The organism is Coprococcus sp. AM97-35 (assembly GCF_027697525.1).
Taxonomy (GTDB): domain Bacteria; phylum Bacillota; class Clostridia; order Lachnospirales; family Lachnospiraceae; genus Allocoprococcus; species Allocoprococcus comes.
The window spans coordinates 17,627-40,377 of the sequence record NZ_JAQESL010000023.1 but is presented as its reverse complement, the minus strand read 5'-3'; the positions used below and the strand labels follow the sequence as shown (position 1 = coordinate 40,377).

At 42.6% G+C, this 22,751-nt stretch carries 28 protein-coding genes and 1 pseudogene; 22 read left to right on the top strand and 7 right to left on the bottom strand.

Annotation, left to right across the window (positions count from 1 at the left end):
* Nucleotides 1-235 precede the first annotated feature (235 nt).
* The 3 genes from PG840_RS13265 (at nucleotide 236) to PG840_RS13255 (ending at nucleotide 4,513) form a co-directional block, all read left to right on the top strand.
* Complete coding sequence (locus PG840_RS13265; RefSeq protein WP_270613748.1) at nucleotides 236-1,618, top strand: NCS2 family permease; 1,383 nt, start codon at nucleotides 236-238, stop codon at nucleotides 1,616-1,618.
* Between the two features lie 287 nt (nucleotides 1,619-1,905).
* Nucleotides 1,906-3,729, top strand: coding sequence for an ABC-F family ATP-binding cassette domain-containing protein (locus PG840_RS13260; protein ID WP_270613747.1), 1,824 nt, complete (start codon nucleotides 1,906-1,908; stop codon nucleotides 3,727-3,729).
* Nucleotides 3,730-3,808: 79 nt separating this feature from the next.
* Nucleotides 3,809-4,513, top strand: coding sequence for a DUF975 family protein (locus tag PG840_RS13255; RefSeq protein ID WP_044998726.1), 705 nt, complete (start codon nucleotides 3,809-3,811; stop codon nucleotides 4,511-4,513).
* A 78-nt stretch (nucleotides 4,514-4,591) separates the two neighbouring features.
* Here the strand turns inward: PG840_RS13255 and PG840_RS13250 are convergent.
* The 7 genes and pseudogenes from PG840_RS13250 to PG840_RS13220 all read right to left on the bottom strand — a co-directional run.
* Nucleotides 4,592-5,395 (bottom strand): annotated as a pseudogene (locus PG840_RS13250) (ABC transporter substrate-binding protein); the annotation flags it as partial.
* Between the two features lie 17 nt (nucleotides 5,396-5,412).
* Nucleotides 5,413-6,804 carry a recombinase family protein gene (locus PG840_RS13245; RefSeq protein WP_055261969.1) on the bottom strand — a complete coding sequence of 464 codons (1,392 nt, stop codon included), beginning with the start codon at nucleotides 6,802-6,804 and terminating at the stop codon, nucleotides 5,413-5,415.
* Between the two features lie 356 nt (nucleotides 6,805-7,160).
* A complete protein-coding gene (locus PG840_RS13240) occupies nucleotides 7,161-7,922 on the bottom strand; it encodes a type II toxin-antitoxin system PemK/MazF family toxin (RefSeq protein ID WP_055261971.1) in 762 nt (253 codons plus the stop codon).
* Nucleotides 7,923-8,119: 197 nt separating this feature from the next.
* On the bottom strand, nucleotides 8,120-8,617 hold the full coding sequence (locus PG840_RS13235) for a hypothetical protein (protein WP_270613746.1): 498 nt from the start codon (nucleotides 8,615-8,617) through the stop codon (nucleotides 8,120-8,122).
* 47 nt (nucleotides 8,618-8,664) lie between these two features.
* Entirely contained in the window at nucleotides 8,665-9,126 is a 462-nt protein-coding gene (locus tag PG840_RS13230) for an ImmA/IrrE family metallo-endopeptidase (protein WP_270613749.1), read from the bottom strand.
* Nucleotides 9,127-9,169: 43 nt separating this feature from the next.
* On the bottom strand, nucleotides 9,170-9,745 hold the full coding sequence (locus tag PG840_RS13225; protein WP_055260619.1) for a hypothetical protein: 576 nt from the start codon (nucleotides 9,743-9,745) through the stop codon (nucleotides 9,170-9,172).
* Between the two features lie 11 nt (nucleotides 9,746-9,756).
* Nucleotides 9,757-10,239 carry a helix-turn-helix domain-containing protein gene (locus tag PG840_RS13220; protein WP_055260621.1) on the bottom strand — a complete coding sequence of 161 codons (483 nt, stop codon included), beginning with the start codon at nucleotides 10,237-10,239 and terminating at the stop codon, nucleotides 9,757-9,759.
* Between the two features lie 130 nt (nucleotides 10,240-10,369).
* On the opposite strand from PG840_RS13220, the gene PG840_RS13215 reads away from it, so the two are divergent.
* From PG840_RS13215 to PG840_RS13125, 19 genes are all read left to right on the top strand, one after another.
* Nucleotides 10,370-10,570: a transcriptional regulator gene (locus tag PG840_RS13215; RefSeq protein WP_055260623.1), complete on the top strand. Its 201-nt coding sequence runs from the start codon at nucleotides 10,370-10,372 to the stop codon at nucleotides 10,568-10,570.
* 27 nt (nucleotides 10,571-10,597) lie between these two features.
* Entirely contained in the window at nucleotides 10,598-11,347 is a 750-nt protein-coding gene (locus PG840_RS13210) for a phage antirepressor (protein WP_270613745.1), read from the top strand.
* A gap of 15 nt (nucleotides 11,348-11,362) precedes the next feature.
* Nucleotides 11,363-11,572: an ORF6C domain-containing protein gene (locus tag PG840_RS13205; RefSeq protein WP_270613744.1), complete on the top strand. Its 210-nt coding sequence runs from the start codon at nucleotides 11,363-11,365 to the stop codon at nucleotides 11,570-11,572.
* A 4-nt stretch (nucleotides 11,573-11,576) separates the two neighbouring features.
* On the top strand, nucleotides 11,577-11,867 hold the full coding sequence (locus PG840_RS13200; RefSeq protein ID WP_270613743.1) for a hypothetical protein: 291 nt from the start codon (nucleotides 11,577-11,579) through the stop codon (nucleotides 11,865-11,867).
* Nucleotides 11,868-12,080: 213 nt separating this feature from the next.
* Nucleotides 12,081-12,317, top strand: coding sequence for a hypothetical protein (locus tag PG840_RS13195; RefSeq protein ID WP_270613742.1), 237 nt, complete (start codon nucleotides 12,081-12,083; stop codon nucleotides 12,315-12,317).
* Nucleotides 12,295-12,525, top strand: a complete 231-nt coding sequence (locus tag PG840_RS13190) for a hypothetical protein (RefSeq protein ID WP_270613741.1) — start codon at nucleotides 12,295-12,297, stop codon at nucleotides 12,523-12,525. Before PG840_RS13195 ends, PG840_RS13190 begins: the two co-directional genes overlap by 23 nt.
* 28 nt (nucleotides 12,526-12,553) lie before the next feature.
* Complete coding sequence (locus PG840_RS13185; RefSeq protein ID WP_270613740.1) at nucleotides 12,554-12,811, top strand: hypothetical protein; 258 nt, start codon at nucleotides 12,554-12,556, stop codon at nucleotides 12,809-12,811.
* Between the two features lie 46 nt (nucleotides 12,812-12,857).
* Nucleotides 12,858-13,094 (top strand): PC4/YdbC family ssDNA-binding protein, encoded by a 237-nt coding sequence (locus PG840_RS13180; RefSeq protein ID WP_270613739.1) that lies wholly within the window; start codon nucleotides 12,858-12,860, stop codon nucleotides 13,092-13,094.
* Nucleotides 13,094-13,534 carry a hypothetical protein gene (locus PG840_RS13175; protein ID WP_270613738.1) on the top strand — a complete coding sequence of 147 codons (441 nt, stop codon included), beginning with the start codon at nucleotides 13,094-13,096 and terminating at the stop codon, nucleotides 13,532-13,534. The genes PG840_RS13180 and PG840_RS13175 overlap by 1 nt, the downstream gene beginning before the upstream one ends.
* Nucleotides 13,534-14,709, top strand: a complete 1,176-nt coding sequence (locus tag PG840_RS13170) for a DUF2800 domain-containing protein (protein WP_270613737.1) — start codon at nucleotides 13,534-13,536, stop codon at nucleotides 14,707-14,709. Before PG840_RS13175 ends, PG840_RS13170 begins: the two co-directional genes overlap by 1 nt.
* 1 nt (nucleotide 14,710) lies before the next feature.
* Complete coding sequence (locus PG840_RS13165; protein ID WP_055247271.1) at nucleotides 14,711-15,316, top strand: DUF2815 family protein; 606 nt, start codon at nucleotides 14,711-14,713, stop codon at nucleotides 15,314-15,316.
* 45 nt (nucleotides 15,317-15,361) lie between these two features.
* On the top strand, nucleotides 15,362-17,332 hold the full coding sequence (locus PG840_RS13160) for a DNA polymerase (RefSeq protein WP_270613736.1): 1,971 nt from the start codon (nucleotides 15,362-15,364) through the stop codon (nucleotides 17,330-17,332).
* Between the two features lie 14 nt (nucleotides 17,333-17,346).
* A complete protein-coding gene (locus PG840_RS13155; protein ID WP_270613735.1) occupies nucleotides 17,347-19,770 on the top strand; it encodes a virulence-associated E family protein in 2,424 nt (807 codons plus the stop codon).
* Nucleotides 19,771-20,032: 262 nt separating this feature from the next.
* Nucleotides 20,033-20,317 (top strand): VRR-NUC domain-containing protein, encoded by a 285-nt coding sequence (locus PG840_RS13150; protein WP_055247277.1) that lies wholly within the window; start codon nucleotides 20,033-20,035, stop codon nucleotides 20,315-20,317.
* The gene (locus tag PG840_RS13145; protein ID WP_270613734.1) at nucleotides 20,307-21,695 is read left to right on the top strand and encodes a DEAD/DEAH box helicase; all 1,389 of its coding nucleotides are present in this window, start codon (nucleotides 20,307-20,309) and stop codon (nucleotides 21,693-21,695) included. Before PG840_RS13150 ends, PG840_RS13145 begins: the two co-directional genes overlap by 11 nt.
* A complete protein-coding gene (locus PG840_RS13140) occupies nucleotides 21,692-21,889 on the top strand; it encodes a hypothetical protein (protein ID WP_270613733.1) in 198 nt (65 codons plus the stop codon). Before PG840_RS13145 ends, PG840_RS13140 begins: the two co-directional genes overlap by 4 nt.
* 4 nt (nucleotides 21,890-21,893) lie before the next feature.
* A complete protein-coding gene (locus PG840_RS13135) occupies nucleotides 21,894-22,064 on the top strand; it encodes a hypothetical protein (protein WP_270613732.1) in 171 nt (56 codons plus the stop codon).
* 8 nt (nucleotides 22,065-22,072) lie between these two features.
* Nucleotides 22,073-22,273 (top strand): hypothetical protein, encoded by a 201-nt coding sequence (locus tag PG840_RS13130; protein ID WP_270613731.1) that lies wholly within the window; start codon nucleotides 22,073-22,075, stop codon nucleotides 22,271-22,273.
* A gap of 14 nt (nucleotides 22,274-22,287) precedes the next feature.
* Nucleotides 22,288-22,746, top strand: a complete 459-nt coding sequence (locus tag PG840_RS13125) for a DUF551 domain-containing protein (protein ID WP_270613730.1) — start codon at nucleotides 22,288-22,290, stop codon at nucleotides 22,744-22,746.
* Nucleotides 22,747-22,751: the final 5 nt, after the last annotated feature.

Below are 22,751 nucleotides of genomic sequence, written 5' to 3'. Positions count from 1 at the left end.
CGTATCCCCTGCAATGGTACTTCTGCTCAGAAAGAAGATCAGAGAGAGCAAATAGTTGCGGTATACAGCTACTATGAACAGTAATAGCGAACAAGAGTTAGAAATCAGAGAGAAAGTAATGTGTTTACTTTCTCTCTTTTTTTTGCTAAAATATTCTCTGCTACAAGAAAATTGTACGAGGATATTTTAAGGAGTGAGAGGGAATATCCGAGACAGACAGCAGGAGGAAAACAATATGTTGAAAAAGGTGTTTAAGCTTAAAGAAAATCACACCGATGTCAAAACTGAGATTCTTGCAGGTATTACGACATTTATGACGATGGCGTATATCCTGGCAGTCAATCCAAGTATTCTTTCCGCAGCGGGTATGGATCAGGGGGCAGTCTTTACTGCAACAGCACTTGCATCACTGATCGGTACGCTGTGTATGGCAGTATTCGCAAATTATCCATTTGCACTTGCACCTGGTATGGGACTGAATGCTTACTTTGCTTATACTGTAGTAATTGGTATGAACTACTCATGGCAGACTGCACTGACTGCAGTATTTGTAGAGGGTATTATTTTCATTATTCTTTCCCTGACAAATGTCAGAGAAGCGATCTTCAATGCGATCCCAACTTGTCTTAAGACAGCAGTCAGCGTTGGTATCGGATTATTTATTGCATTTCTTGGACTTCAGAATGCCAATATCGTTGTCGGAGGATCTACTCTGGTACAGCTCTTCTCCGTAGATGCATATAATCAGGCAAATGGAGTGGAAGCAAGCTTCAATAACGTTGGAATTACTGTACTTCTTGCAATCATAGGTGTGCTGATCACAGCAATCATGGTGATTAAGAACATCAAAGGAAATATCCTTTGGGGGATCTTGATCACATGGATACTTGGAATCATCTGCCAGATAGCAGGCCTTTATGTACCGAATCCGGAGATCGGATTCTACAGTCTGCTTCCGGATTTCAGTTCCGGACTTGCAATTCCAAGCCTTGCACCGGTATTTGGAAAGCTTGATTTTAAGAATGTATTTTCACTGGAATTCGTTGTTGTAGTATTTGCATTCCTTTTCGTAGATCTTTTTGATACACTCGGAACTCTGATCGGTGTATCTACAAAGGCAGGCATGCTTGACAAAGACGGAAAGCTTCCGAGAATTAAAGGGGCACTGATGGCAGATGCAGTTGCAACTACAGTTGGAGCAGTACTCGGAACTTCTACAACAACAACATTCGTAGAGAGTGCTTCTGGTGTAACAGAAGGAGGACGTACAGGTTTAACATCCCTGACAACAGCGATCCTGTTTGGAATTTCCCTTTTCTTATCACCAATCTTTCTTGCAATTCCGTCCTTTGCGACAGCTCCGGCACTGATCATAGTCGGCTTCTATATGCTGAGCAATGTGGCAGGAATTAACTTCAGTGATTACAGCGAAGGAATTCCGTGCTTTATCTGTATCGCGGCAATGCCATTCTGCTACAGTATTTCAGAAGGTATTTCCATGGGAGTGATTTCTTATGTAGTAATCAACGTACTTACAGGAAAAGCAAAAGAAAAGAAGATCAGTGTACTGATGTATGTACTGGTGATACTGTTTATCCTGAAATATATTTTCTTATAAGATGATGATACCAGGGTCAAAAAGGTCAGAAAGCCGATGCAAGCTTGCTTAGCAATGGAGCAATCTGATTACACCAGTGAGCGGCAAAATTTATTTTTGACACTCACATCATAAGATAAAAAGAATATGGGGATATGTGAAAGCACAGGGACTGTCCGGTAACGGATAGGATTCTGTGCCTTTTGCGTGTCAGAATCGGTGCCGGGTGAGATACTTTGGATTGACTAGGACCCGTACAAATTGCTATAATGGAAAAAGACAAAACAGAGAATCACAGGGGAAAATATATGAATTTACTGACAATGGAACATGTATCCAAAGCCTATACGGATCGTGTGCTTCTGGATGATGTGGGATTTGGAATCAATAAAAATGAAAAAATCGGTGTGATCGGAGTCAACGGAATGGGTAAATCCACTTTGCTGAAAATCGTTGCCGGAATCGAAGAAAGTGATGCCGGAACGATCAGCATGGGGAATCAGGTGAAGATCTGCTATCTTCCGCAGACGCCGGTATTTGAAGCAGGAACAACAATTCTTCGCGCGGCAACAGAAGGAAATTATGATGAGCTGAACCGCTGGACGATCGAGGCAGAAGCAAAGTCTATGCTGAATCAGCTTGGATTTACCGATTATGATGAAAAGATTGAGCATATGTCCGGCGGACAGAAGAAAAGAGTGGCACTTGTCCGGGCACTTTTAACACCGGCAGACATTCTGGTCCTTGACGAACCGACGAACCATTTGGACAATGAGATGTCCGAATGGCTGGAAGAATATCTGATCCAGTTCCGGGGAGCGATCCTGATGGTTACGCATGACCGTTATTTCCTGGACCGTGTGGTAAATCGTATCGTGGAAGTTGATCATGGGAAATTATATAACTATCCAGGCAATTATTCCGAGTTTGTGCGTCTGAAAGCCGAGCGTCAGAACATGGAGCTTGCCACAGAACGTAAGAGAAAAAGCCTTTTGCGTACGGAGCTGGAATGGCTACACCGCGGCGCAAGGGCGAGAAGTACCAAACAGAAAGCGCATATTGACCGGATTCATGCTATGCAGGAAATGAAAGATATTCAGGAAGAAAAGCGAGTAATGCTGGATTCTGTGGCTTCCCGTATGGGGAATAAAACAATCGAACTTTCCGGAATCTGCAAATCTTATGGAGAAAAGAAGCTGATCGAAGATTTCTCTTATATTTTTCTGAAGAAAGACCGAATCGGAATTATTGGACATAATGGATGTGGAAAATCGACGCTGCTCAAGATTATCAACGGGATCATAAAACCGGATGTCGGAACTATTGAAATTGGACAGACAATCAAGATTGGCTATTTCTCACAGGAGAATGAATATATGGATGAATCCGAGCGTGTCATTGATTATGTAAAAGAAGCAGGTGAGTACATTGCAACTTCTGACGGGAAGATTACCGCGTCCCAGATGTTGGAACGATTTCTTTTTGACGGGGCAATGCAGTGGTCGCGGATCGAAAAGTTATCCGGAGGCGAGAAACGGAGACTTTATCTACTACGTGTTTTGATGGAAGCACCAAATGTACTGATCCTGGATGAGCCAACCAATGATCTGGATATCCAGACGCTGACAATCCTGGAGGATTATCTGGATCATTTTGATGGTATTATTCTGATTGTATCCCATGACCGGTACTTCCTGGATCGTACTGTCAGTCGTATTTTTGCATTTAATGGAGGTGGAAAAATCCGCCAGTCGGAAGGTGGATACTCCGATTATCTGATCCGTGTGGAGCTTGAAAAACCGAAAGACGGACAGACAATTGCAGAAAATATGTCAGATGCAGCTTCTGCACAGACCGGTGAGTCTGACAGCAAAAAGACCTGGAAGCAGCGGGAGAAAAAGCTGAGATTTTCTTATAAAGAACAGCGGGAATACGAGACGATCGATGAGGATATCGCAAAGCTGGAAGAGAAGATCGAAAAGCTGGATCGGGAGATGGTTAAGAATGCCACCAATTCCGTGAAGTTGTCCGAACTTATGAAAGAGAAGGAAGAAACAGAGACAACACTGGAAGAAAAGATGGACAGATGGGTGTACTTGAATGATCTTGCTGAGCAGATAGAAAATCAGTAAAGTGATTGACAGATTTACAGATGATAAAGTATAGGTAGTGAGAATCATATCAATGTATTCGAAGGAGGAGAGGTATATGATGTGGAATAGAGCAGAACTTAAAATGAGAGGCAATATGGCATTTAAGAAGAATTATGTGTCAGCCGTTGTAGTTGCGCTTCTGATGGGAATCTTTGGCACAGTCTCTGGCGAATCCAGTGCAAGACGGGTAAGTGAGAATTCAGATATATATAGTGGAAATTTATTTAATGTGGGAATGATTACCGGATTGCTTGCAGGAATCGCAACGGTAGTAATACTGATTGTCCTTGTGGCAAAAGTATTTGTAGGTAATCTCCTGAAAATGGGTGGATACCGGTTCTTTATCCTGAACCAGACTGCACAGCCGGGAATCGGAACATTGCTTGACGGTTTCCGTTCCGGACATTATGTTAATATTGTTCTTACCATGTTTTTAAGAGATTTATTTACTACACTTTGGAGTCTGCTTTTGGTGGTACCTGGAATCGTTAAGCATTATGAATATCTGATGGTACCATATATTATTGCTGAGAATCCGGCAATGGATTACAAAGAAGCATTCCAGATCAGTAAACAGATGATGGATGGAGAAAAAATGGAAGCATTTATCATGGATCTGTCATTCCTTGGATGGTATCTGCTGAGTGCGGTTACCTGTGGACTTCTTGCAATTTTTTATGTAAATCCGTATGTACAGGCATCCTTTGCGGAGATGTACACATTCAATAAGCAGAAGGCTTATCAGGAGGGATATATCCGGTAAGAGTTTCAGAAGGATAAATTTTAAAATGTAAGAATAGAGCGCAGACGCTGGCTTAAAATGAAGCGTCTGCGCTTTTATTTAGTGGGCGGCCTTCTCCGCAAAGGTAGTCGTAACTAGTTCTTCATAAGGAACACGCTCTTTCAGCTCACCGGAGTTTTCCAGAATATCCTGCAGCAGATTGAAGCTTTCTTCGTTGAAGATCAGATCCGATTTCCAGGTGTCTTGTTCGTAGTAACGGCTGACAATTGTTGTAATTGTAGCGAGATCGGTTTCCTTGAACTGTGGTGCAATGACTTTTGCAATCTCTTCCGGAGTATGGGACTGAACGAAATCCATTCCTTTTTGCAGGGCATTGGTGAATTTCTGGATGATGTTCGGATTAGCATTCAGATAACTTGTTTTGGCACTATAGGCGGTGTATGGGACATAGCCGGAATCAACGCCGAGAGAAGCAACGACATAACCGGAATTTTCCGCTTCAAGGGCAGTAGCGCTCGGTTCAAATTCGATGGTATAGTCTGCCTGCCCACCGGAAAATGCAGCAGCGGTTGAACCGAAATCAATACTCTGGTTGATAGAAAGATCCTTCTGTGGATTAATTCCGTTTTTTTTCAAAATGTATTCAAAGACCATTTCCGGCATGCCACCTTTTCTTCCGCCAAGAACGTCTTTTCCTTTCAGATCATCCCATGAAAAATCCGGCATTTCTTCACGTGCGACCAGAAAGTTTCCGGCGCGCTGCGTAAGCTGTGCGAAGTTTTTGATGACATCATTTGCACCTTCCTGGTAAGTATAAATCGAAGATTCACTTCCCATAAAGCCAATATCTGCCTCACCGGAGAGGACGGCGGTCATAACTTTATCCGCTCCAAACGGAGTCAACCAGTTAGTACAAGACGCTATAAGAAATCAACAGAGTCAACGGTATGATCAGTATTCAGGTGAATCTCCCGGATAATAGAATGCCAGAAGGCTCTGCGGTTTTCTTGGGTTAAATTGTAGTACATTGTTCTAAAGTCTGTATTCAGCAGCTCTTCCAGATAAGCATAATCAGGTTCTAATTCCGGAGCCGCATTTAACAATTCATTCAGTTCGTTTTCAATCCGATCATATTCTTTGCTGTAATAATCCCATTCGATTCTTCCTTTCTGGAAGAGAAGATTTAATCGTTCTAATTCTTTCTGGAGCTTTTCAGGAGTCTGAATTTTCTTCTTTTTTTCTTGTTCCTTTTCAATTTTTTCACATTTTATTTTAAATTTATTGTATTCGTATTCCAGATGATCAATCAGGTATTGTTCTATGAGATTTTGACTTACCATGTGCTTGTATGTACATTTGTGATCAATGAAAGCTTTATTGCATCGGTAATAGCAGTATACTTTTTTGGCACCGGTTTTCCTGTTGATAATGGATGAACCGCCTCTTGCGCTAAGCCTGCGTCCACAGATCGGACAATTTATCATGCCACTGAAAAGATAAATCCGGCCAGAAGGAGCACGCTTAACATTTGCGTTCTGTATTTCCTGCAGATTATTCCATTCGGATTCTGTCAGGTAAGCAGGACAGTATGGAATTCCGCGATAGGTTCCTTTGTAAAATTCACTTGACAGCAGTGTTCGCATATTCGCCCATGTAAAATCCGGATCGTAATTTTCCTGAATATAGCGCATGGAAAGTCCTTTTGCATGGTGCTTAAAGAAAAAACGATAAAAAGCATTTACGGCATCTTCTCGATCAGGATCTTTTACCATGCGTTTTACGCCGCCAATGATTCCAGATTTGTAGCCGTACCCCATATTCACATCACCGAAGATCAGTTTTCCCTGCCGGATAGATGCTTCGTTTACGAATTTGATACGTTCGCTAGTGGTATCGACCTCATTCTGACCGATAGATAGAACTACATTCAGCTGCAGTCGACCGTCTCTGGTTTCCATATTGATTCCGGGTTCACTGGTGCTGATCCAATGGACGTTATTATCGTCCAAGACTTCCTGTACCTTGTAAAAATCAGACAGGTTACGAAACCATCTATCAATCCGCCAGAAGATGATCACATCAATTTTTCCGGCTTTTACGTCCTCAAGCAGGGAATGGATAGCTTTTCTCTTTTTTAATTCTTTACGGGCAGTTTTACCCTCGTCAGCATAAACTCCAGCAACGGTCATATTATGTTCTTTGGCGTAATTGGTCAGGTACTGTTTTTGTGCTTCCAGGGATTTACCGTGCATCATCTGTTCTGCAGTAGACACACGGATGTAAATGGCGCAGCGTTCAATTTTACTTGGCATATTATATCACCTTTCTCTTCAATATACGTAAAAATGAGTATAAAAATAACAGCCAGCAGAAGAACATGAGTTCTGCTTGCGGTGGCTGCCCGAAGATGATACACTATATTTTGAACGTACTGGTGTATCCTTCGGGGCATTAGTCTTGAGCCGTTCCTGTTGGCGCAGGAGCGGTTTTATTTTGAAAAAATGTTTATATAACGTAAAAGACCTCGCATTTCTACGAGGTCTTTCAATAAATACGGCTCGCCAGATGACTGGGAGCATTGTCTTGTATACTGCCGGTTAACGGCTTTGTTTTAGCTTATTTATTATATACCTCATTATATGAAAATGTCAATAAAATATGTTGATTTTTAAATTTTTCTATTTGTAAAGTTAGAAATAATTTCCTGATCTATGCGATCAAGCTTTTCGTTGGAAAGCTTTACATTGCTTAAAATATCGAAATTAGTTTTCGGATCATAAATTCGTATTTTGCTGATGGTTGTGATTTGTCCAACTAAAGCAATACTACCAAGTTTTGCTTTATTGATTTCGTTTCTCATTCTTTTTAATAACAATAAATCCCTTGCACAATCCTCTAAATCCTTTTGGAATTTATGCATGTCTTCTGGATGAGTTTTGTAAGTGGCGTCAACTTCTTTTTTGAGGTCAAAGACTTTCTTTTCCAGAGGTCTTTGAATATAAGTAATTTTGGAAACTAACCCTGTGTATAGTTCGTTACCTAAATAGATACAACCTTTATGAAGATGATCTACATCAGATTTCTTCTTAACAGAGGTAAGCGGAACAACAGTTATTACAGGGGAGTTCTTTGAATTATTTTTTTCGACAACAACGCAATAGTGCAACCCACCTTCTTCGCTACCAATATTATAACCAAGATGGACTTTTATGATTTCACCTCGTTTGTATCTTCTTAAACTGGATGGGGAAAAACGAGATTCAAAATCGAGAAAAGTAGACCAATCTTCAAGCCAATAACTTAATTTGTCAGCTTTTCCACTGGTTTTAGAATCTGGACTATTGATCAAAGAGTCGATATAGTGTTCCATTTTTGCCAAAGCCTTTTCTTTATGTCGTTTAAGCTCTTCTTTTGTTAAATTACGTCCCATATATTCACCTCATTTCTTTTGGAAACAAAAATGTAATTGTTTATATAGTTACGATTAGTTCTCTTGCGTGGCTGCTCCGAAGATGATACAATATTATTTGGAAATTGGGTATCTCTTCGGAGTACTTAATAGAGAAACATATTGGTGTATGTTTCATCGCTCGACCGTTCCTGTTGGCGCAGGAGCGGTTCTTTTATTTATTCTGTCTGCTCAAGGGTTATAGTTTTTGTTATTCCAGAAACTGTTACCTGATAGGTAATCTGCTTGTTTGAATCGGAATAAGAAAACTCTTTTGTATCATCCAGAGAGGCGAGAAGAGCGGAATCGGTTGCTTCCTTATCTCTGGTGGATGTCCAAGTATATTCTTCAGAATATTCTGTAGGAGCAGTATAGGTTCCAACCCAGTAAACAGCAGTCGTGTTTCCTTCATCCATGATCCAGTTTATTGTGATGGTATCCTCTGTAATATCTGCCTGCATCCAAGTACCGTCATCATCTTTGTACTCCCATTTTCCAGTAAGCACAACAGGATCTTTGACTTCTTCCTTTACTTCCTCTTTTGGAGTTTCAGCAGATGCTTCTGTCTTCTTGGATGGTTCCTTTGCTTCTTTTGATGAATCGGAGCTATTGCCGCAGGCTGTAAATGACAGTGCCATGCTTCCGATCAGAACCAATGCTATAAGTTTCTTTTTCATAATTTTTCCTCCTCATATAAAGTGTTTCTATATAATCGCATATGCGGTTATACCAATTTCATCACAGACAACTGTGGTATAAAATACACCACATAATTATCTACCCGTTTACAAATCCCGTACTTATTCCGGTAACATTCAATACATTCTTCCAGAAATTCTTCTGTCACTTCCAGGTATTCAGCGATTTCAAACCGGTTCTGGCAGCCATGCTCAAAGGCTCGTACCAGTCCGATCAGACCGATCTGCTTGTTGTACGCCCAGAGTCTTGCCTGACGTTCCTGTTTTCGGTTGGCAGTAGATGTCATGTCAAGAATATTGCCAACGGAAGTGTAGTGGTGTCCGAGTTCTTCGGCAAGGACACAGGATTTTTCTGTGGTTGTAGTAATATCCTGCCGGATTGCAATCCGACTACCTTTGATTCGACCATTATTATATTTTAGAGGTTTTTCTTTTACCGTGAGACCAATATCGCTGGCCTCATCTAAAAGTGCTTCATAAGTGTTTATTGCTAACACCCCCTAAAGATCAATGTAATATACAGAAAAATAATCAATTTTTCTTTTTCAAAGTATAATTTTCTTTTATAAAATATCCATTACCGCCCTGCCAACAATAGATTTCGACTTTGCCAATACTACCATCCGCAAGATAATATATCCGTCCATGTATAGTTTTCCCTGTTTTTGAAGATTCGCGTTTCCAAACCTCATCCGAAGATAATGGGGCAATTCTCATACTTAGAGGAAATTTAGCGGGTTTACCACTCTTGGTAGTAGGAGAACAAAACAAACAGCAAAAGTCATCGTGTCCAGATTTCATGCCTTCAGATGAAAATCGAGCAGTTGCAACATCAATACTGAAACGAGAAAAAATTTTATCCGTTTTGGCATGTTCTTTGATTATACTATTGATTTTTTTCAAGTCCTCTCTTGCCTTATTAAGATTTATTCCTTCAATGAGATAACACGGATCGGAATTAGGAGTATGTTTATAAACTTTAATGTTTGTAAAATCATATCCTATATTAGGGAAGAGCTTCATATCTTCGACAGTCACAGTTTTAACAGCAGGAACAGTAGGTTTTGGCTTTGGTACTTCTTTTTTGAAAAAATTGAAAAATCCCATAAATTATCTCCTTAAAAATTATCATCATCCATAACATCATTATCTGATGTATCTGTTCCTTCAGGAATATTTATATCTGTACGTGTGTGCGCAGCATTAAGTTGTGGACTTGTTTGCATTTCCTGAAGTGATAGCAACTGAGTAGTGTATTTGTCAATATCCTTTCGGTTTATTTCGTGTAAGTGTAAATAATTTTTAAAATGTTCTTTTTCGGAAGGTGAAAAATCTTTTATGCTATCAATTATATCTTCCAAATTATCATTGATAAAAGCATTTGCAATATCACCATCACTAACAGTCCATCCCATCAGATACGCTGGAGAAACGTTGCCGAGATGAGCAGCAGCCTCTATTTTGTCAGAGGGAATATTTGTAATGATATTATTTTCATACTTATATAGTGTTTGTTTGGATACATTTATTTTGTCAGCAAAATCAACCTGACTCATTCCTAGTTTGTTCCTAATTTCTTTTATACGTTCACCAACAGTCATGTTTAGTTCCTCCTTTATGAAGTAACTTTATAATAGCACAAAAATGTTGTAATTGCAATAAAAAATATCTTGACAAGTTACCGAAATGTGATATACTAAGAGTAACTTAAAAAGATACGGAGGTGAAAGTGTGATAAAGACAAATGAACTGAGAGGGATAATTGCTAAAAATGGATTATCTCAAACAGATGTTGCCAAAATGATAGGTGTTACGCCAAAAACATTTTATGAAAAGATGAAAAATGGTGTTTTTGGTAGTGATGAGATTCAAATTATGATTGATGAACTACATATAGATGATCCAATGCCTATTTTTTTTGCACATGAGTAACTTTTGAAGATACTAAAGGAGGCGTAAATGAAAGAATTACAAATTTTCAATTCAGAAGAGTTCGGTGATATCCGAACGGTACAACTTAATAACGAAATCTATTTTGTAGGAAAAGATGTTGCAACAGCACTTGGTTATGCAAATCCTAAAAATGCAGTTCCAACTCATGTAAGTGAGGAAGATAAGCTGAGTACCCAAATTGAGTACGCAGGTCAGAGAAGAGAAGTAACGGTCATCAACGAGTCTGGCTTATATGCTTTAATCTTTGGAAGCAAGTTGGAATCAGCTAAGAGATTCAAACACTGGGTAACATCGGAAGTTCTTCCGGCAATCAGAAAGCATGGTGTGTATGCAGTCGATGAACTTCTTTCAAATCCTGAGATGGCAATTAAGGCATTCACAGCTTTGAAAGAGGAAAGAGAGAAGAATAAAGCTCTTGAAGCAGACAACCAGCGAATGAAACCGAAAGAAATCTTTGCCGATGCAGTAGCTACCAGCCACACTTCCATCCTGATCGGAGACCTTGCGAAGCTCCTGAAGCAGAACGGCATCGAGATTGGACAGAAACGCTTGTTCAACTGGCTCAGAGAAAACGGCTATCTTATCAAGCGAAAAGGTTCGGACTGGAATATGCCGACACAAAAGTCGATGGACTTAGGAATTATCGAAATTAAGGAAAGTACCGTAAATAATCCGGATGGCTCGGTCAGAATCAATAAGACTCCGAAAGTTACTGGAAAAGGTCAGCAGTATTTTATCAACAAATTTTTAAGTTAACACGGAGAGTAACAAATGAACCTAAGGATTAAAGAAATCAGTAAAAAGGTATTTGCGGAATGCAACAGAGATTTGAAGCATTACTTTAATGTCAATGCGAGAAATAATGTTCCAAAAAAGAAATTCGATGAAGCTGTGCAGTATGTAAAGAATTGGCAGCCGTGTACAAATACAAGGATTATGATTCAAGAATGCAACGCCCAGTTATCTATGGAGTGTGATTAAAATTATGAATCAAGATGTAGGCGAGACACAAATCGCAAGAAAGCTTGTTAATCAGTATCCAGAGCTATCTGACCGCATTAGTTTCCGAGGACTGCAAAAGTTAGCACGGAGAGCATTGCTTAGGGGATATTCAGAGAAAATGGTAATGTTCGGGTTAGATACGGTTATCAAAAAAAACTATAAGCGAGACGAATATCACGGAAATGATGCGTTTGATGAGAAACGCTTCATATTGGACGCCGAGTTTCGAGCCGTTATGAAAGGACAGGATGAGACAAAAATATTGTGGTGTTAGAGTGGGAAAAAATCAGCAGGGTAAATCAACAAGTACAACCAGCACCGCATAAACTTCAATAGAAAGTAGGTGGTAAGCATGAAACCCGATATCGAAAAAATCATACAGGTGATGATTTCTTTATTGGAAGAACAGGAAAAAGTGAAAATTACATATACCATTGAGAAAACCGCGTAAGCGGTACCAGTTGGACAAGCAAAGGAGGGATAAGAGATGTTCTATAAGGCGGCGAAGCTATTAAGCAAAACAGCGATTGTATTTGGATTTATGTGCATGGTTGGTGGGTGCTCGGTAGAACAACAGGAGCTGTTTTACCTGTATGAAGCTCTTGGACTTGCAGTGTTTGCGGTTGGAGCGTATGCGCTGGAATATTTCCGGATGTTGGAATACCGGCACAGGAAAAGAAAGATAAGGGAGGCGAGAGAGCATGCCAGAAGAGAAGCAGCGTAAGAGCATGAGAACGTCAGAGCTTGATAAGATGATCAACAAACTGCAGTCGCTGGAAAGGGTTGACGGTACATCCGAGTATTACAAGAATAATGCGATCGCATACTTGTCGGATCTGGCAAATCATTTGGATAGGATAGGCGTAAAGACAATAAAAATGCGCCCGGAAGTTGCAGCTTCCAGTGGCGCACATAACAAAAAACTCAACTAAATTATAGGAAAATCGGAGGAGAAAGTCAATGATCAATGTTGAAAATGGAGTATGTCATATTAAGACATCAAAGGGAATACCGGGATTAACGACAGATTTGGCGGTTATCGTCCGGACTCTTAAAAAGACACTGACGGAGAAGTGTGATCAAAGCGAAGCCGAGGCGAAGGAAGTGATTAACTGGGCGGTAGAACTTGGTCTTACAACGGATGCGGAACTTGAATTGGAAGTACTGAAAGCAGTAGGAGAGTTTCTGACAATGCTGATGAATAATTCGTCACTTTAGAGGAAGATGTGTACCTAAAAGGTTATAAAACAGGAGAATCAAGTGGATGAATGATAAGAACTACGAAATTAAAGAAACGCTCCTATGCTTGCCAAAGGAAAGTGAAACGGATGTTTATCACAAAGAGTTAAATGTGATCAGCTGGTACGGGAAACCGGACAAGCTGGATATCAGGGGATGGTCTGATGACCACTCAAAAATGACAAAAGGGATCAGCCTTTCAAAGGATGAATTCATAGAGATCGCCCATGCAGGGTTTGAAAAATTAGGAGGTAAAGAATAATGGCACAGATTGAACTTAAGTTTGAAAGTTTTGAGGAACTGGTGGATTTTTCAAAGAAAATTCTTGGCGTAGCAGATGAACAGGCACACCCGGTATATAGGGAAAGTAAGGGTACAAACGGAGCCCAGAGCGCGGCACCAATCCAGCAGACGCCGGCAGCTGTACCGCCTGTGCAGCCGGCAGTACCTGTACAGACGACACCGGTACAGACTGCAGCACCCGTACAGGCTGCACCGGTAGCGCCGGTTGTACCTACTGTAGAGCATACCTATACCCTGGATGATCTGGCAAACGCTGCAATGACTCTGATGGACAAGGGAATGCAGACACAGCTTCAGAACCTGCTTGCCGGATATGGCGTGGAAGCTCTGCCGGCACTTCCAAAGAACCAGTATGGCAACTTTGCAACGGCACTTCGTGGAATGGGGGCAAATATCTAATGGGACATGCAGAAAGAAGCCATGCACTTTTAGGTCCATCCGGCGCGCACCGCTGGATGGAGTGCCCGCCGAGCGCAAGACTGGAAGAACAGTTTCCGGATAGTACATCGGAAGCCGCCAGAGAGGGAACGTTAGCTCATGAGTTGGCAGAAATAAAAGTCAGACATTACTTCTATACACCAGACTTTGGAAAACGGAAGTACACTACAAGGCTGAACAAATTGAAGAAAGAAGATCTCTGGCAGGATGAGATGGAACGGCATACGGATGAATATTTGGATTACATAAAAGGGACAGCACTTAATTTGAAATCTGCGCCGTATGTTGCGATTGAGCAGAAGCTTGATCTGACTGCATGGATCCCGGAAGGATTTGGAACTGCAGACTGCGTGATGGTTTACGGGGATACAATCCATGTCTTTGATTTCAAGTATGGAAAAGGCGTGCAGGTGGATGCAGAGCAGAATCCGCAGATGATGATTTATGCGTTGGGTGCTTATGCAGCATATAAGATTTTGTATCCGGTCAAGAAGATCTGCATGACGATCATACAGCCGCGGATTGATCATATTTCTGAATGGTCCTGTACGCTGGATGAACTGCTGGCGTTTGGTGAAGTGGTTAAGAAAAAAGCGGCACTTGCTATTGAAGGGAAAGGGGACTATCACCCAGGGGAAAAAGCCTGCAGGTTCTGCAGGGCGAAAGCACAGTGCAGGGCAAGATCTGATTTTAATGTAAAGAAAGCATTTGGAATTGGAGAACTACCACCACTGATCAGCACGGAAGAAGCCGGAAAAAGACTTATTGAACTGCGGGACGTAGTTAAGTATCAGAAAGACCTGCAGGAATGGTGTTTAAGTGAATGCCTTGCGGGAAAAGAAGTTCCTGGATGGAAAGCCGTTGAGGGACGGAGCGTAAGAGACTGGACGGATATGGATGCAGCTTTTGACAAGTTGATCAGTACGGGAGTCACAGTGGAAGAAATGCTTTATGAAAAGAAACCATTAACCCTGGCGCAGGTAGAAAAGATGATCGGAAAGAAAGACTTTCAGGAAGCAGTCGGGGAATTCATCGAGAAGAAAGCAGGAAAACCAACACTGGTGGAGGAATCTGATAAGAGGGAAGCAATTACAAACAAAGTGACAGCCGCACAGGTATTTAAGGAGGAAAACTAACATGGATAATTTATGTAACGTAACAACTGGAAAAGTAAGATTCTCATATGTACATCTCTATAAACCATATGCTTATCAGCAGGGGCAGGAAGAAAAATATCAGGCAACTGTTCTGGTCCCGAAAAGTGATGTAGATACCAAAGCGAGAATCGATGCTGCCATCGAAGCAGCGAAGCAGAAAGGCACGGCAGAGAAATGGAACGGCGTATGCCCGCCAATCGTTTCCAATCCGGTTTATGACGGGGACGGGGTAAGACCTTCGGATGGAATGGCATTTGGTCCGGAGTGTAAAGGACACTGGGTATTTACCGCATCTGCAAAGGCAGATTACCCGCCTGAGATCGTTGATTCAATGGGAAATCCGATTATCAACCAGTCGGAAGTTTATAGCGGGATGTATGGTCGAGTCAACGTAACTTTTTTCCCGTATATGTTTGGTGGAAAGAAAGGAATTGGATGCGGACTTGGTCCGGTGCAGAAACTGGAGGACGGGGAAGCACTCGGTGGAAGCGCACCAAAAGCATCCGCAGTGTTTGGAACAGGTGTACAACCAACCGATGGAGTCGGGACTGGGAGAGTCAATCCGATCACAGGATTACCGTGGTAAGGGAGAGGGCAAAAAGCCCTCTTCAGCTATCAGAAGGAGAACAACATGAAACAGTTGAGCATCGACATTGAAACAAGGAGCAGCATTGATATTGGAAAAGCTGGACTGTACCGGTATGCACAGTCAGATGATTTTAAGATACTTCTGTTTGCATACCGGTTTAAGGATGATGCTGTTCAGATTGTTGATCTGGAACAGGGAGAGAAAATACCGGATGAAGTCGTTGCAGCACTAAAGGATCCAGAAACAGTTAAGCACGCATATAACGCAGCATTTGAATGGTATTGTCTGAATCGTGTGGGGTACGTGACACCATTGGAACAGTGGAGATGTACTATGATTCACGGACTTTATTGTGGGTATACCGCAGGACTTGATGCTACGGGAAAGGCGATCGGACTTCCGCAGGATAAAAGAAAGCTGGCAACCGGAAAAGCTTTGATCCGGTATTTTTGCGTACCATGTAAACCTACAAAGAGTAATGGAAACAGGACATGGAATCTTCCGAGACATGCACCGGAGAAGTGGGAGTTATTCAAAGAATACTGCAGACAGGACGTTGTGACTGAGAGCGAGATCCTCCGGAGACTGGATGCTTTCCCGGTACCGGATGAAGAAGAAAAATTATGGCAGATGGACATCCGCATGAATGCATTCGGGGTAAAGGTAGATACTGCATTGATCGATGGCGCGCTGCAGGTCAACGAACAAAGTACCGTTCTTCTCGAAAATGAAGCAAGGAAGTTAACGGGATTGGAAAATCCGAACAGCTCCGCGCAGCTTCTTAACTGGGTGCATGAAAATGGAGTGGAAATGGAAAATCTGCAGAAGGCAACCGTATCCGAAAAATTATCTGCAGAGTTACCGGAAAATGTAAGGCGGGCACTTGAGATCAGACAGCAGTTGGGGAAGACATCCATTAAAAAGTATGTGGCTATGGACACTGCAAAAGGTCCGGATGACAGGGTTCGTGGACTGACGCAGTATTACGGTGCCAATCGGACCGGGCGCTGGGCGGGACGTCTGGTGCAGATGCAGAATCTTCCAAGAAATTATATCAAGACACTGGATTATGCGAGGAAACTCGTAAAAGAACGAAACTATGCCGGTATTAAGCTTTTGTATGAAAATGTGCCGGATACTTTATCGCAGCTGATCCGGACTGCATTTATTCCGTCAGAAGGAAATAAGTTTGTAGTTGCGGATTTTTCTGCAATTGAAGCCAGAGTGATTGCCTGGCTTGCTGGAGAAACATGGGTAAATGAAGTATTTGCCACTCATGGAAAGATTTATGAGGCAACAGCTTCCCAGATGTTCCATGTACCGATTGAAAAAATAGCAAAAGGAAACCCGGAGTACGCCCTGCGACAGAAAGGGAAAGTAGCGACACTTGCATTGGGATATCAGGGCGGATCCAATGCACTGATTGCAATGGGAGCGCTGAATATGGGACTGACAGAGGAAGAACTTCCGGATATTGTACAGCGGTGGAGAACAGCGAACCCACGAATCCGGGATCTGTGGTATGCAGTAGAGGAAGCTGCTCTTGCGGTTATGCAGACAGCGCAGCCACAGGCAATCTATAACCTGATTTTTAATCTGGAGAGCGATATTGTTTATGGTCAGAGTTTCCTGACGGTACAGCTCCCAAGTGGGAGAAAATTATACTATCCAAGACCATTTTTGAAAGAAAATCAGTTTGGAAAAATGGCAATCCATTATTACACCGTGGGACAGCAGAGCAGAAAATGGGAAGTGACTTCTACCTATGGTGGAAAAATGACAGAGAATATTGTCCAGGCAATTGCGAGAGACTGCCTGGCAGAGACATTAAGAAGAATCGATGCAAAGGGGCTGCAGGTTGTGTTCCACGTGCATGATGAAGTGATCATTGATGCGCCGGCGGGAACTACCGTGGAAGAGATCTGTGATCTGATGGCAGAACCGATTGCATGGGCGCCGGGGCTTATCCTGAAAGGTGCCGGCTTTGAAGGTAATTATTACATGAAAGATTAGCAGGAGGTCAGAAATTGGAAAATAACAGAAAGATGCTGATCAGTACAGCAGGGACCAGAAAAACCAAACACTGGCCGAGAACGGAAATTACATGGGCTGAGTTCACCGAAAAATTAAGAACACCAGCCCGGAGTACAGAGACACTGGAAGAGTATTTAAGCTATGCCAAGGTAAAGCAGGACGAGCTGAAGGATGTTGGTGGATTTGTCGGAGGTACATTTGCCGGGGATATCCGGAAAGCAGCATACGTGGAAGGAAGAGATCTGCTGACGCTGGATTTGGATAATATCCCAGCGGGAAAGACAGAGGACATTCTGAAACGTGTGGCAGGACTTGGATGCAATGCTGCAGTCTACAGCACAAGAAAGCATAGCGGCTATGCGCCAAGACTGAGGGTGATTGTGCCATTAGACCGGACAGCTTCGGCAGATGAGTATGAGCCTGCAGCAAGAAAGTTGGCATCTCTGATCGGAATCGAGTTTTGTGATCCGACAACCTTTGACGTGGCACGTCTGATGTATTGGCCAAGCTGCTGTAAAAACAGTGAGTATGTATGCGAAGTATACGACCGTCCGTTTTGTAGCCTGCAGGGACTTCTGGGAATGTATGGCGACTGGACAGATATTGTACAGTGGCCGAGAGTACCAGGAGCAGAAGCAATTGAGAAACGCAGACTGGCAAAACAGGAAAATCCAACAGAAAAGAAGGGGATCATCGGAGCATTCTGCAGAACCTACAGTATCACGCAGGCGATGGAGAAATTTATTCCAGGATTATATGAACCTACGGATATGGAAGGAAGATATACCTATACAGGTGGAACAACGGTAGGAGGGGCAATCGTTTATGATGGAGATCTGTTTTTATACAGTCATCATGCAACCGATCCATGCTCCGGTCTTCTGGTGAATGCATTCGATCTGGTCCGTTTACATAAATTTGGAGATCAGGATCAGGAAGCGAAAGAGGGAACACCAAACAGTAAGCTTCCATCTTTTATAGCAATGACAAAGCTTGCCAGCAATGATAAAACAGTAGCTGGTTTAATGGCAAAAGAAACTTTTGAAAAAGCGCAGAATTCTTATGATACCAAAGAAACAGATCCGGAGGAACCAGATCTTGCGTGGCTGGACCGTCTTGCGAGGGATGGAAATGGCAAATTTGCAAAGACGATCAACAATGCGGTACTGGTATTGGAGAATGATCCTTTATTAAAAGGGAAGATCGTTACGGATGAATTTGCAAGCTGTGGTCTCATTCTGGGACGAGTTCCATGGAGCAAGGAAGAAGGAAAACGCAGATGGAAAGATGAAGACGATGCCGGATTCTATAACTATATGGAATTGTTCTATGGGATCACCGGAAGAGATAAGCTGGATAGTGCGCTTCTGATCGTGAGTAGCAAGAACAAGATCAATGATGTGAAAGAATATTTGAAAAGTCTTACCTGGGATGGGGTAAGGCGGGTAAATACACTGCTTTCCGATTATCTGGGGGCAGAAAATAATCTTTATACGCAGGCGGTTATGCGGAAATCTCTGTGTGCTGCAGTTGCGAGGGCTGTGATCGGAGCAGTGAAATACGATTACATGCCAATCTTTACAGGTCCGCAGGGTATCGGAAAAAGCACCTTTTTGAGCATTCTTGGAAAGGAATGGTTTTCGGATTCACTGACCTCATTTGAAGGGAAAGAATCAGCCGAGCTGATCCAGGGTACGTGGATCAATGAAGTAGGGGAACTGACCGCCATGACCAAACAGGAAACCAATGCGGTAAAACAGTTCCTCAGTAAGACAGACGACATTTACCGTGCGGCATATGGGCGCAGGACGAATAAATATCCGAGACGCTGTGTATTCTTCGGAACCAGTAATGAAGAGGAATTTTTAAAGGATATGACAGGGAACCGCCGGTTCTGGCCAGTGGATGTGGGTGTGCATCCGGCAAAGAAATCTGTGTGGAATGATCTGCCCGGAGAAGTAGACCAGATATGGGCGGAAGCCTATATGTACTGGAAACTGGGCGAGCCCTTATATATGTCCAAAGAAGAGGAAGAAATGGCGCAGGAGATGCAGGAGAGCCACAGGGAGTCTTCCGGAAAAGAAGGGATCATCCGGGAGTTTCTGGAGCGGAAAATACCGGATAACTGGGACTCACTGAGTCTGCTTCAGAGGAAACAATTTTGGAATGGAAATCTCCATCTGGATGAAAAAACGGAGCTTGTAGACAGGGATAAAGTATGTTCATTAGAGATATGGTCGGAGTGTTTTGGTGGAGAAGCAAAGTACATGAAACGAACGGACAGCAGGGAGATCAACCAGATACTCGGTGGGATTAAAGGGTGGAAACCAAACCGATCGAAGCGCAGATATGGTCCACATGGAATCCAAAAAGGGTTTGAACGCGTTGCCAGAAGTGTTGACATACTTGAAAAATAACGGCAACTTAACGGCAACACGGCAACGGGTAAAAAATAGGGGTGTTGCCAATGTTGCATAAGAAATTAGAAAAGGCAACGGATAAAGCAACGCTGAAAGCCTGATAAATAAAGGGTTTTCTATAATATGTTACCAATGTTGCCATAATTTATATATGAATAAAAAAATAAATAATAAAAATCGTATATGGCGTACATAACGCACATAATACAGGGGTACATATACGCGTGTACGCGAGGAACAGTAACAGGAGGTGTGATAAATGCTTGAGCGCGAGGTTGAGAAAAAACTGGTGGACGGTGTCCGGAGGATGGGCGGCAGAGCGTATAAATTCGTCAGTCCGGGTAACGATGGTGTGCCGGACCGTATTGTGGTTCTGCCGGACACGGCACCAATGTTTGTGGAACTGAAAACGGAATCGGGAAAATTATCTAGTCTGCAGAAAGTGCAGATCACAAGACTGGAAAAACTTGGTCAGAATGTGAGAGTTCTGTATGGAGCGAAGGACGTAGAAAATTTTTTGGAGGAGATGTGGAATGGAATTTAAACCGCATGCGTATCAGGCACACTGTATCGAAAAGATTTTAGAGATTAACAAGATCGGGCTGTTCCTGGATATGGGACTTGGAAAGACCGTCACAACACTGACGGCAGTAAAAGAATTAAAATACAACCGGTTCCTGGTGAGGAAGGTGCTTGTGATTGCGCCGAAGAAAGTGGCAGAGGGAACCTGGACAAAAGAAAAAGACAAATGGGAGCATACAAAGATGCTTCGGGTATCCCAGGTTTTGGGGAGCCAGATAAAACGGATCCGGGCGCTGAATACACCGGCAGACATCTATATCATCAACCGGGAAAACGTATGCTGGCTGGTGGATTATTATAAACAGGCGTGGCCGTTTGACATGGTGATCGTGGACGAGTCCTCATCCTTCAAAAGCCACAAAGCGAAAAGGTTCAAAGCTTTGGCAAGTATGAGTGGTCACATTAACCGGATGGTAGAACTTACCGGAACACCTTCACCGAACGGACTGGAAGATCTCTGGAGTCAGATCTTTTTACTGGATGGTGGTGAAAGGCTTGGAAGAAGATACACCCAGTTCCGGGAGAGGTATTTTGATCCGGGGGACAGAGGGCAGAATGTGATTTATAACTACAAGGCAAAACCCGGAACGGAAGAGAGCATTCTGGAAAAGATCTCGGATATCTGCATCAGCATGAAGGCTGAGGATTACCTGCAACTTCCGGATATCATTTACCATCAGATTCCGGTCACGCTGGATGCGAAAGCCGAAAAAGTATACAGGGAACTGGAGAGAAAGATGGTTCTGGCGCTTCCGGAAGACGAAGAGGAGATCAGTGTTACCAGTGCAGCGGCGTTGAGTAATAAATTACTGCAGCTGTCAAATGGGGCGATTTATGACGAGGATCATGAGGTTCACGAAATCCACGGATGCAAGATCGAGGCATTTCTGGAGTTGATAGAGAGCCTGAATGGAAAATCTGTCCTTGTGTTTTATAATTTCCAGCATGACCGGGTACGGATTCTGAAAGCACTGGAAAAATTAAAACTTCGGGTAAGGGAACTGAAAACAATTGAGGACGAGGATGCCTGGAACCGGCATGAGGTGGACGTTCTACTGACACATCCTGCAAGCAGTGCCTATGGACTGAACCTGCAGCAGGGTGGAAACCACGTGATCTGGTTTGGGCTGACCTGGAACTATGAATTATACACACAGGCAAATAAAAGATTACACAGACAGGGACAGAAAGAAAAAGTGATCATCCATCATCTGGTGTGCAGCGGAACCCGTGATGAGGACGTTATGCTGGCGCTGGAGAAGAAAGAGGATGTTCAGAACTGGGTAATGGAAAGCCTGAAAGCAAGGATCCGGAAGATTCGTCAGGAGGGGATAATGTGATTGAGTTAACGGACAAGAAAAAAAAGAGTCTGTTGGAGAAGTACAGGAAACGGTACGGGAAATGTGCTACTTGTCCCGGATGTAAGGAATATATCCGGGAGAACGATGAACTGGAAAAGGTTGAATACATAAAAACAAAACGCGGGACAGAAATATTCTTGCATCGTGGATGCTTTGAAAAAATCTGGAGGTAAGAAGATGTTTATAAATCTGACAAAGACGGAGGTTGAAGAGACAATCACCGCATTGGAAGATTTCCAGATGTATCTGGAAGAAAACGGGATGAAAGACTGTACCAGATGTAACTTGGAGATCGTGAAAAGTGTAAGAGGACGACTCATGAAGGAACTCTTAATACGGGGGATGTGAGGTGCAAAATGATACGGATTATCAGTAAGATTAAATACCAGGGGAAATGTGATGCATGTGGAATCGGAATTACTTGCGAGAAAGAAGATGTTACAAACATTCAGGTTGGAATGAATGAGCTTGGGAACTTTGTAGAGTGCCCGATCTGTGGAGAGAAGATCAGGGTTACAGAATATACGGAGCAAATGCAGAAAAGGAGCATAAAATGAAAGAGGTGCAAGAGATGGATGATGAAAAAACATTAGAATCAGTACCGAGTGCTACACAAGAAAAAATAAAAGTCGAGAGTATCAATGTAATAGTTGAAGAGATTGGCGGTAAACCTTATTACGAACTTAGATATAGAGTAGCTGGTGATGATTTTTGCTACATCGGTTACGGTTCATATTGTTTGGATTATGTGTTTGATTGGAAAAAACAATATTTTGAAGTGGTTCCACACGAAACTAAACAGCGGAAGGAAATGAAATGGATTCCAACAACAGAACGTCTTCCGGATCAGCGGGAGTTCATAGAATCATATGTCAGAAGTGCATATGCAGCGGAGTTCCTGGTTACGATCGAGGGAGCAGAGAAAGCGACAACGCTGTATTATTCCCAAACGGGCGCCTGGTTCGATGAACAGGGAGAACCGTATAAGGTTGTGGCGTGGATGCCACTTCCGGAAAGGTATAAGGGATAAATGGA

What these genes read in the sequence shown, in the direction of transcription:
- PG840_RS13265 (WP_270613748.1), top strand. Translation starts at nt 236, where the DNA reads ATGTTGAAAAAGGTGTTTAAGCTTAAAGAAAATCACACCGATGTCAAA.
- PG840_RS13260 (WP_270613747.1), top strand. Translation starts at nt 1,906, where the DNA reads ATGAATTTACTGACAATGGAACATGTATCCAAAGCCTATACGGATCGT.
- PG840_RS13255 (WP_044998726.1), top strand. Translation starts at nt 3,809, where the DNA reads ATGTGGAATAGAGCAGAACTTAAAATGAGAGGCAATATGGCATTTAAG.
- PG840_RS13245 (WP_055261969.1), bottom strand. Translation starts at nt 6,804, where the DNA reads ATGCCAAGTAAAATTGAACGCTGCGCCATTTACATCCGTGTGTCTACT.
- PG840_RS13240 (WP_055261971.1), bottom strand. Translation starts at nt 7,922, where the DNA reads ATGGGACGTAATTTAACAAAAGAAGAGCTTAAACGACATAAAGAAAAG.
- PG840_RS13235 (WP_270613746.1), bottom strand. Translation starts at nt 8,617, where the DNA reads ATGAAAAAGAAACTTATAGCATTGGTTCTGATCGGAAGCATGGCACTG.
- PG840_RS13225 (WP_055260619.1), bottom strand. Translation starts at nt 9,745, where the DNA reads ATGGGATTTTTCAATTTTTTCAAAAAAGAAGTACCAAAGCCAAAACCT.
- PG840_RS13220 (WP_055260621.1), bottom strand. Translation starts at nt 10,239, where the DNA reads ATGACTGTTGGTGAACGTATAAAAGAAATTAGGAACAAACTAGGAATG.
- PG840_RS13210 (WP_270613745.1), top strand. Translation starts at nt 10,598, where the DNA reads ATGAAAGAATTACAAATTTTCAATTCAGAAGAGTTCGGTGATATCCGA.
- PG840_RS13205 (WP_270613744.1), top strand. Translation starts at nt 11,363, where the DNA reads ATGAACCTAAGGATTAAAGAAATCAGTAAAAAGGTATTTGCGGAATGC.
- PG840_RS13200 (WP_270613743.1), top strand. Translation starts at nt 11,577, where the DNA reads ATGAATCAAGATGTAGGCGAGACACAAATCGCAAGAAAGCTTGTTAAT.
- PG840_RS13195 (WP_270613742.1), top strand. Translation starts at nt 12,081, where the DNA reads ATGTTCTATAAGGCGGCGAAGCTATTAAGCAAAACAGCGATTGTATTT.
- PG840_RS13190 (WP_270613741.1), top strand. Translation starts at nt 12,295, where the DNA reads ATGCCAGAAGAGAAGCAGCGTAAGAGCATGAGAACGTCAGAGCTTGAT.
- PG840_RS13185 (WP_270613740.1), top strand. Translation starts at nt 12,554, where the DNA reads ATGATCAATGTTGAAAATGGAGTATGTCATATTAAGACATCAAAGGGA.
- PG840_RS13180 (WP_270613739.1), top strand. Translation starts at nt 12,858, where the DNA reads ATGAATGATAAGAACTACGAAATTAAAGAAACGCTCCTATGCTTGCCA.
- PG840_RS13175 (WP_270613738.1), top strand. Translation starts at nt 13,094, where the DNA reads ATGGCACAGATTGAACTTAAGTTTGAAAGTTTTGAGGAACTGGTGGAT.
- PG840_RS13170 (WP_270613737.1), top strand. Translation starts at nt 13,534, where the DNA reads ATGGGACATGCAGAAAGAAGCCATGCACTTTTAGGTCCATCCGGCGCG.
- PG840_RS13165 (WP_055247271.1), top strand. Translation starts at nt 14,711, where the DNA reads ATGGATAATTTATGTAACGTAACAACTGGAAAAGTAAGATTCTCATAT.
- PG840_RS13160 (WP_270613736.1), top strand. Translation starts at nt 15,362, where the DNA reads ATGAAACAGTTGAGCATCGACATTGAAACAAGGAGCAGCATTGATATT.
- PG840_RS13150 (WP_055247277.1), top strand. Translation starts at nt 20,033, where the DNA reads ATGCTTGAGCGCGAGGTTGAGAAAAAACTGGTGGACGGTGTCCGGAGG.
- PG840_RS13145 (WP_270613734.1), top strand. Translation starts at nt 20,307, where the DNA reads ATGGAATTTAAACCGCATGCGTATCAGGCACACTGTATCGAAAAGATT.
- PG840_RS13135 (WP_270613732.1), top strand. Translation starts at nt 21,894, where the DNA reads ATGTTTATAAATCTGACAAAGACGGAGGTTGAAGAGACAATCACCGCA.
- PG840_RS13130 (WP_270613731.1), top strand. Translation starts at nt 22,073, where the DNA reads ATGATACGGATTATCAGTAAGATTAAATACCAGGGGAAATGTGATGCA.
- PG840_RS13125 (WP_270613730.1), top strand. Translation starts at nt 22,288, where the DNA reads ATGGATGATGAAAAAACATTAGAATCAGTACCGAGTGCTACACAAGAA.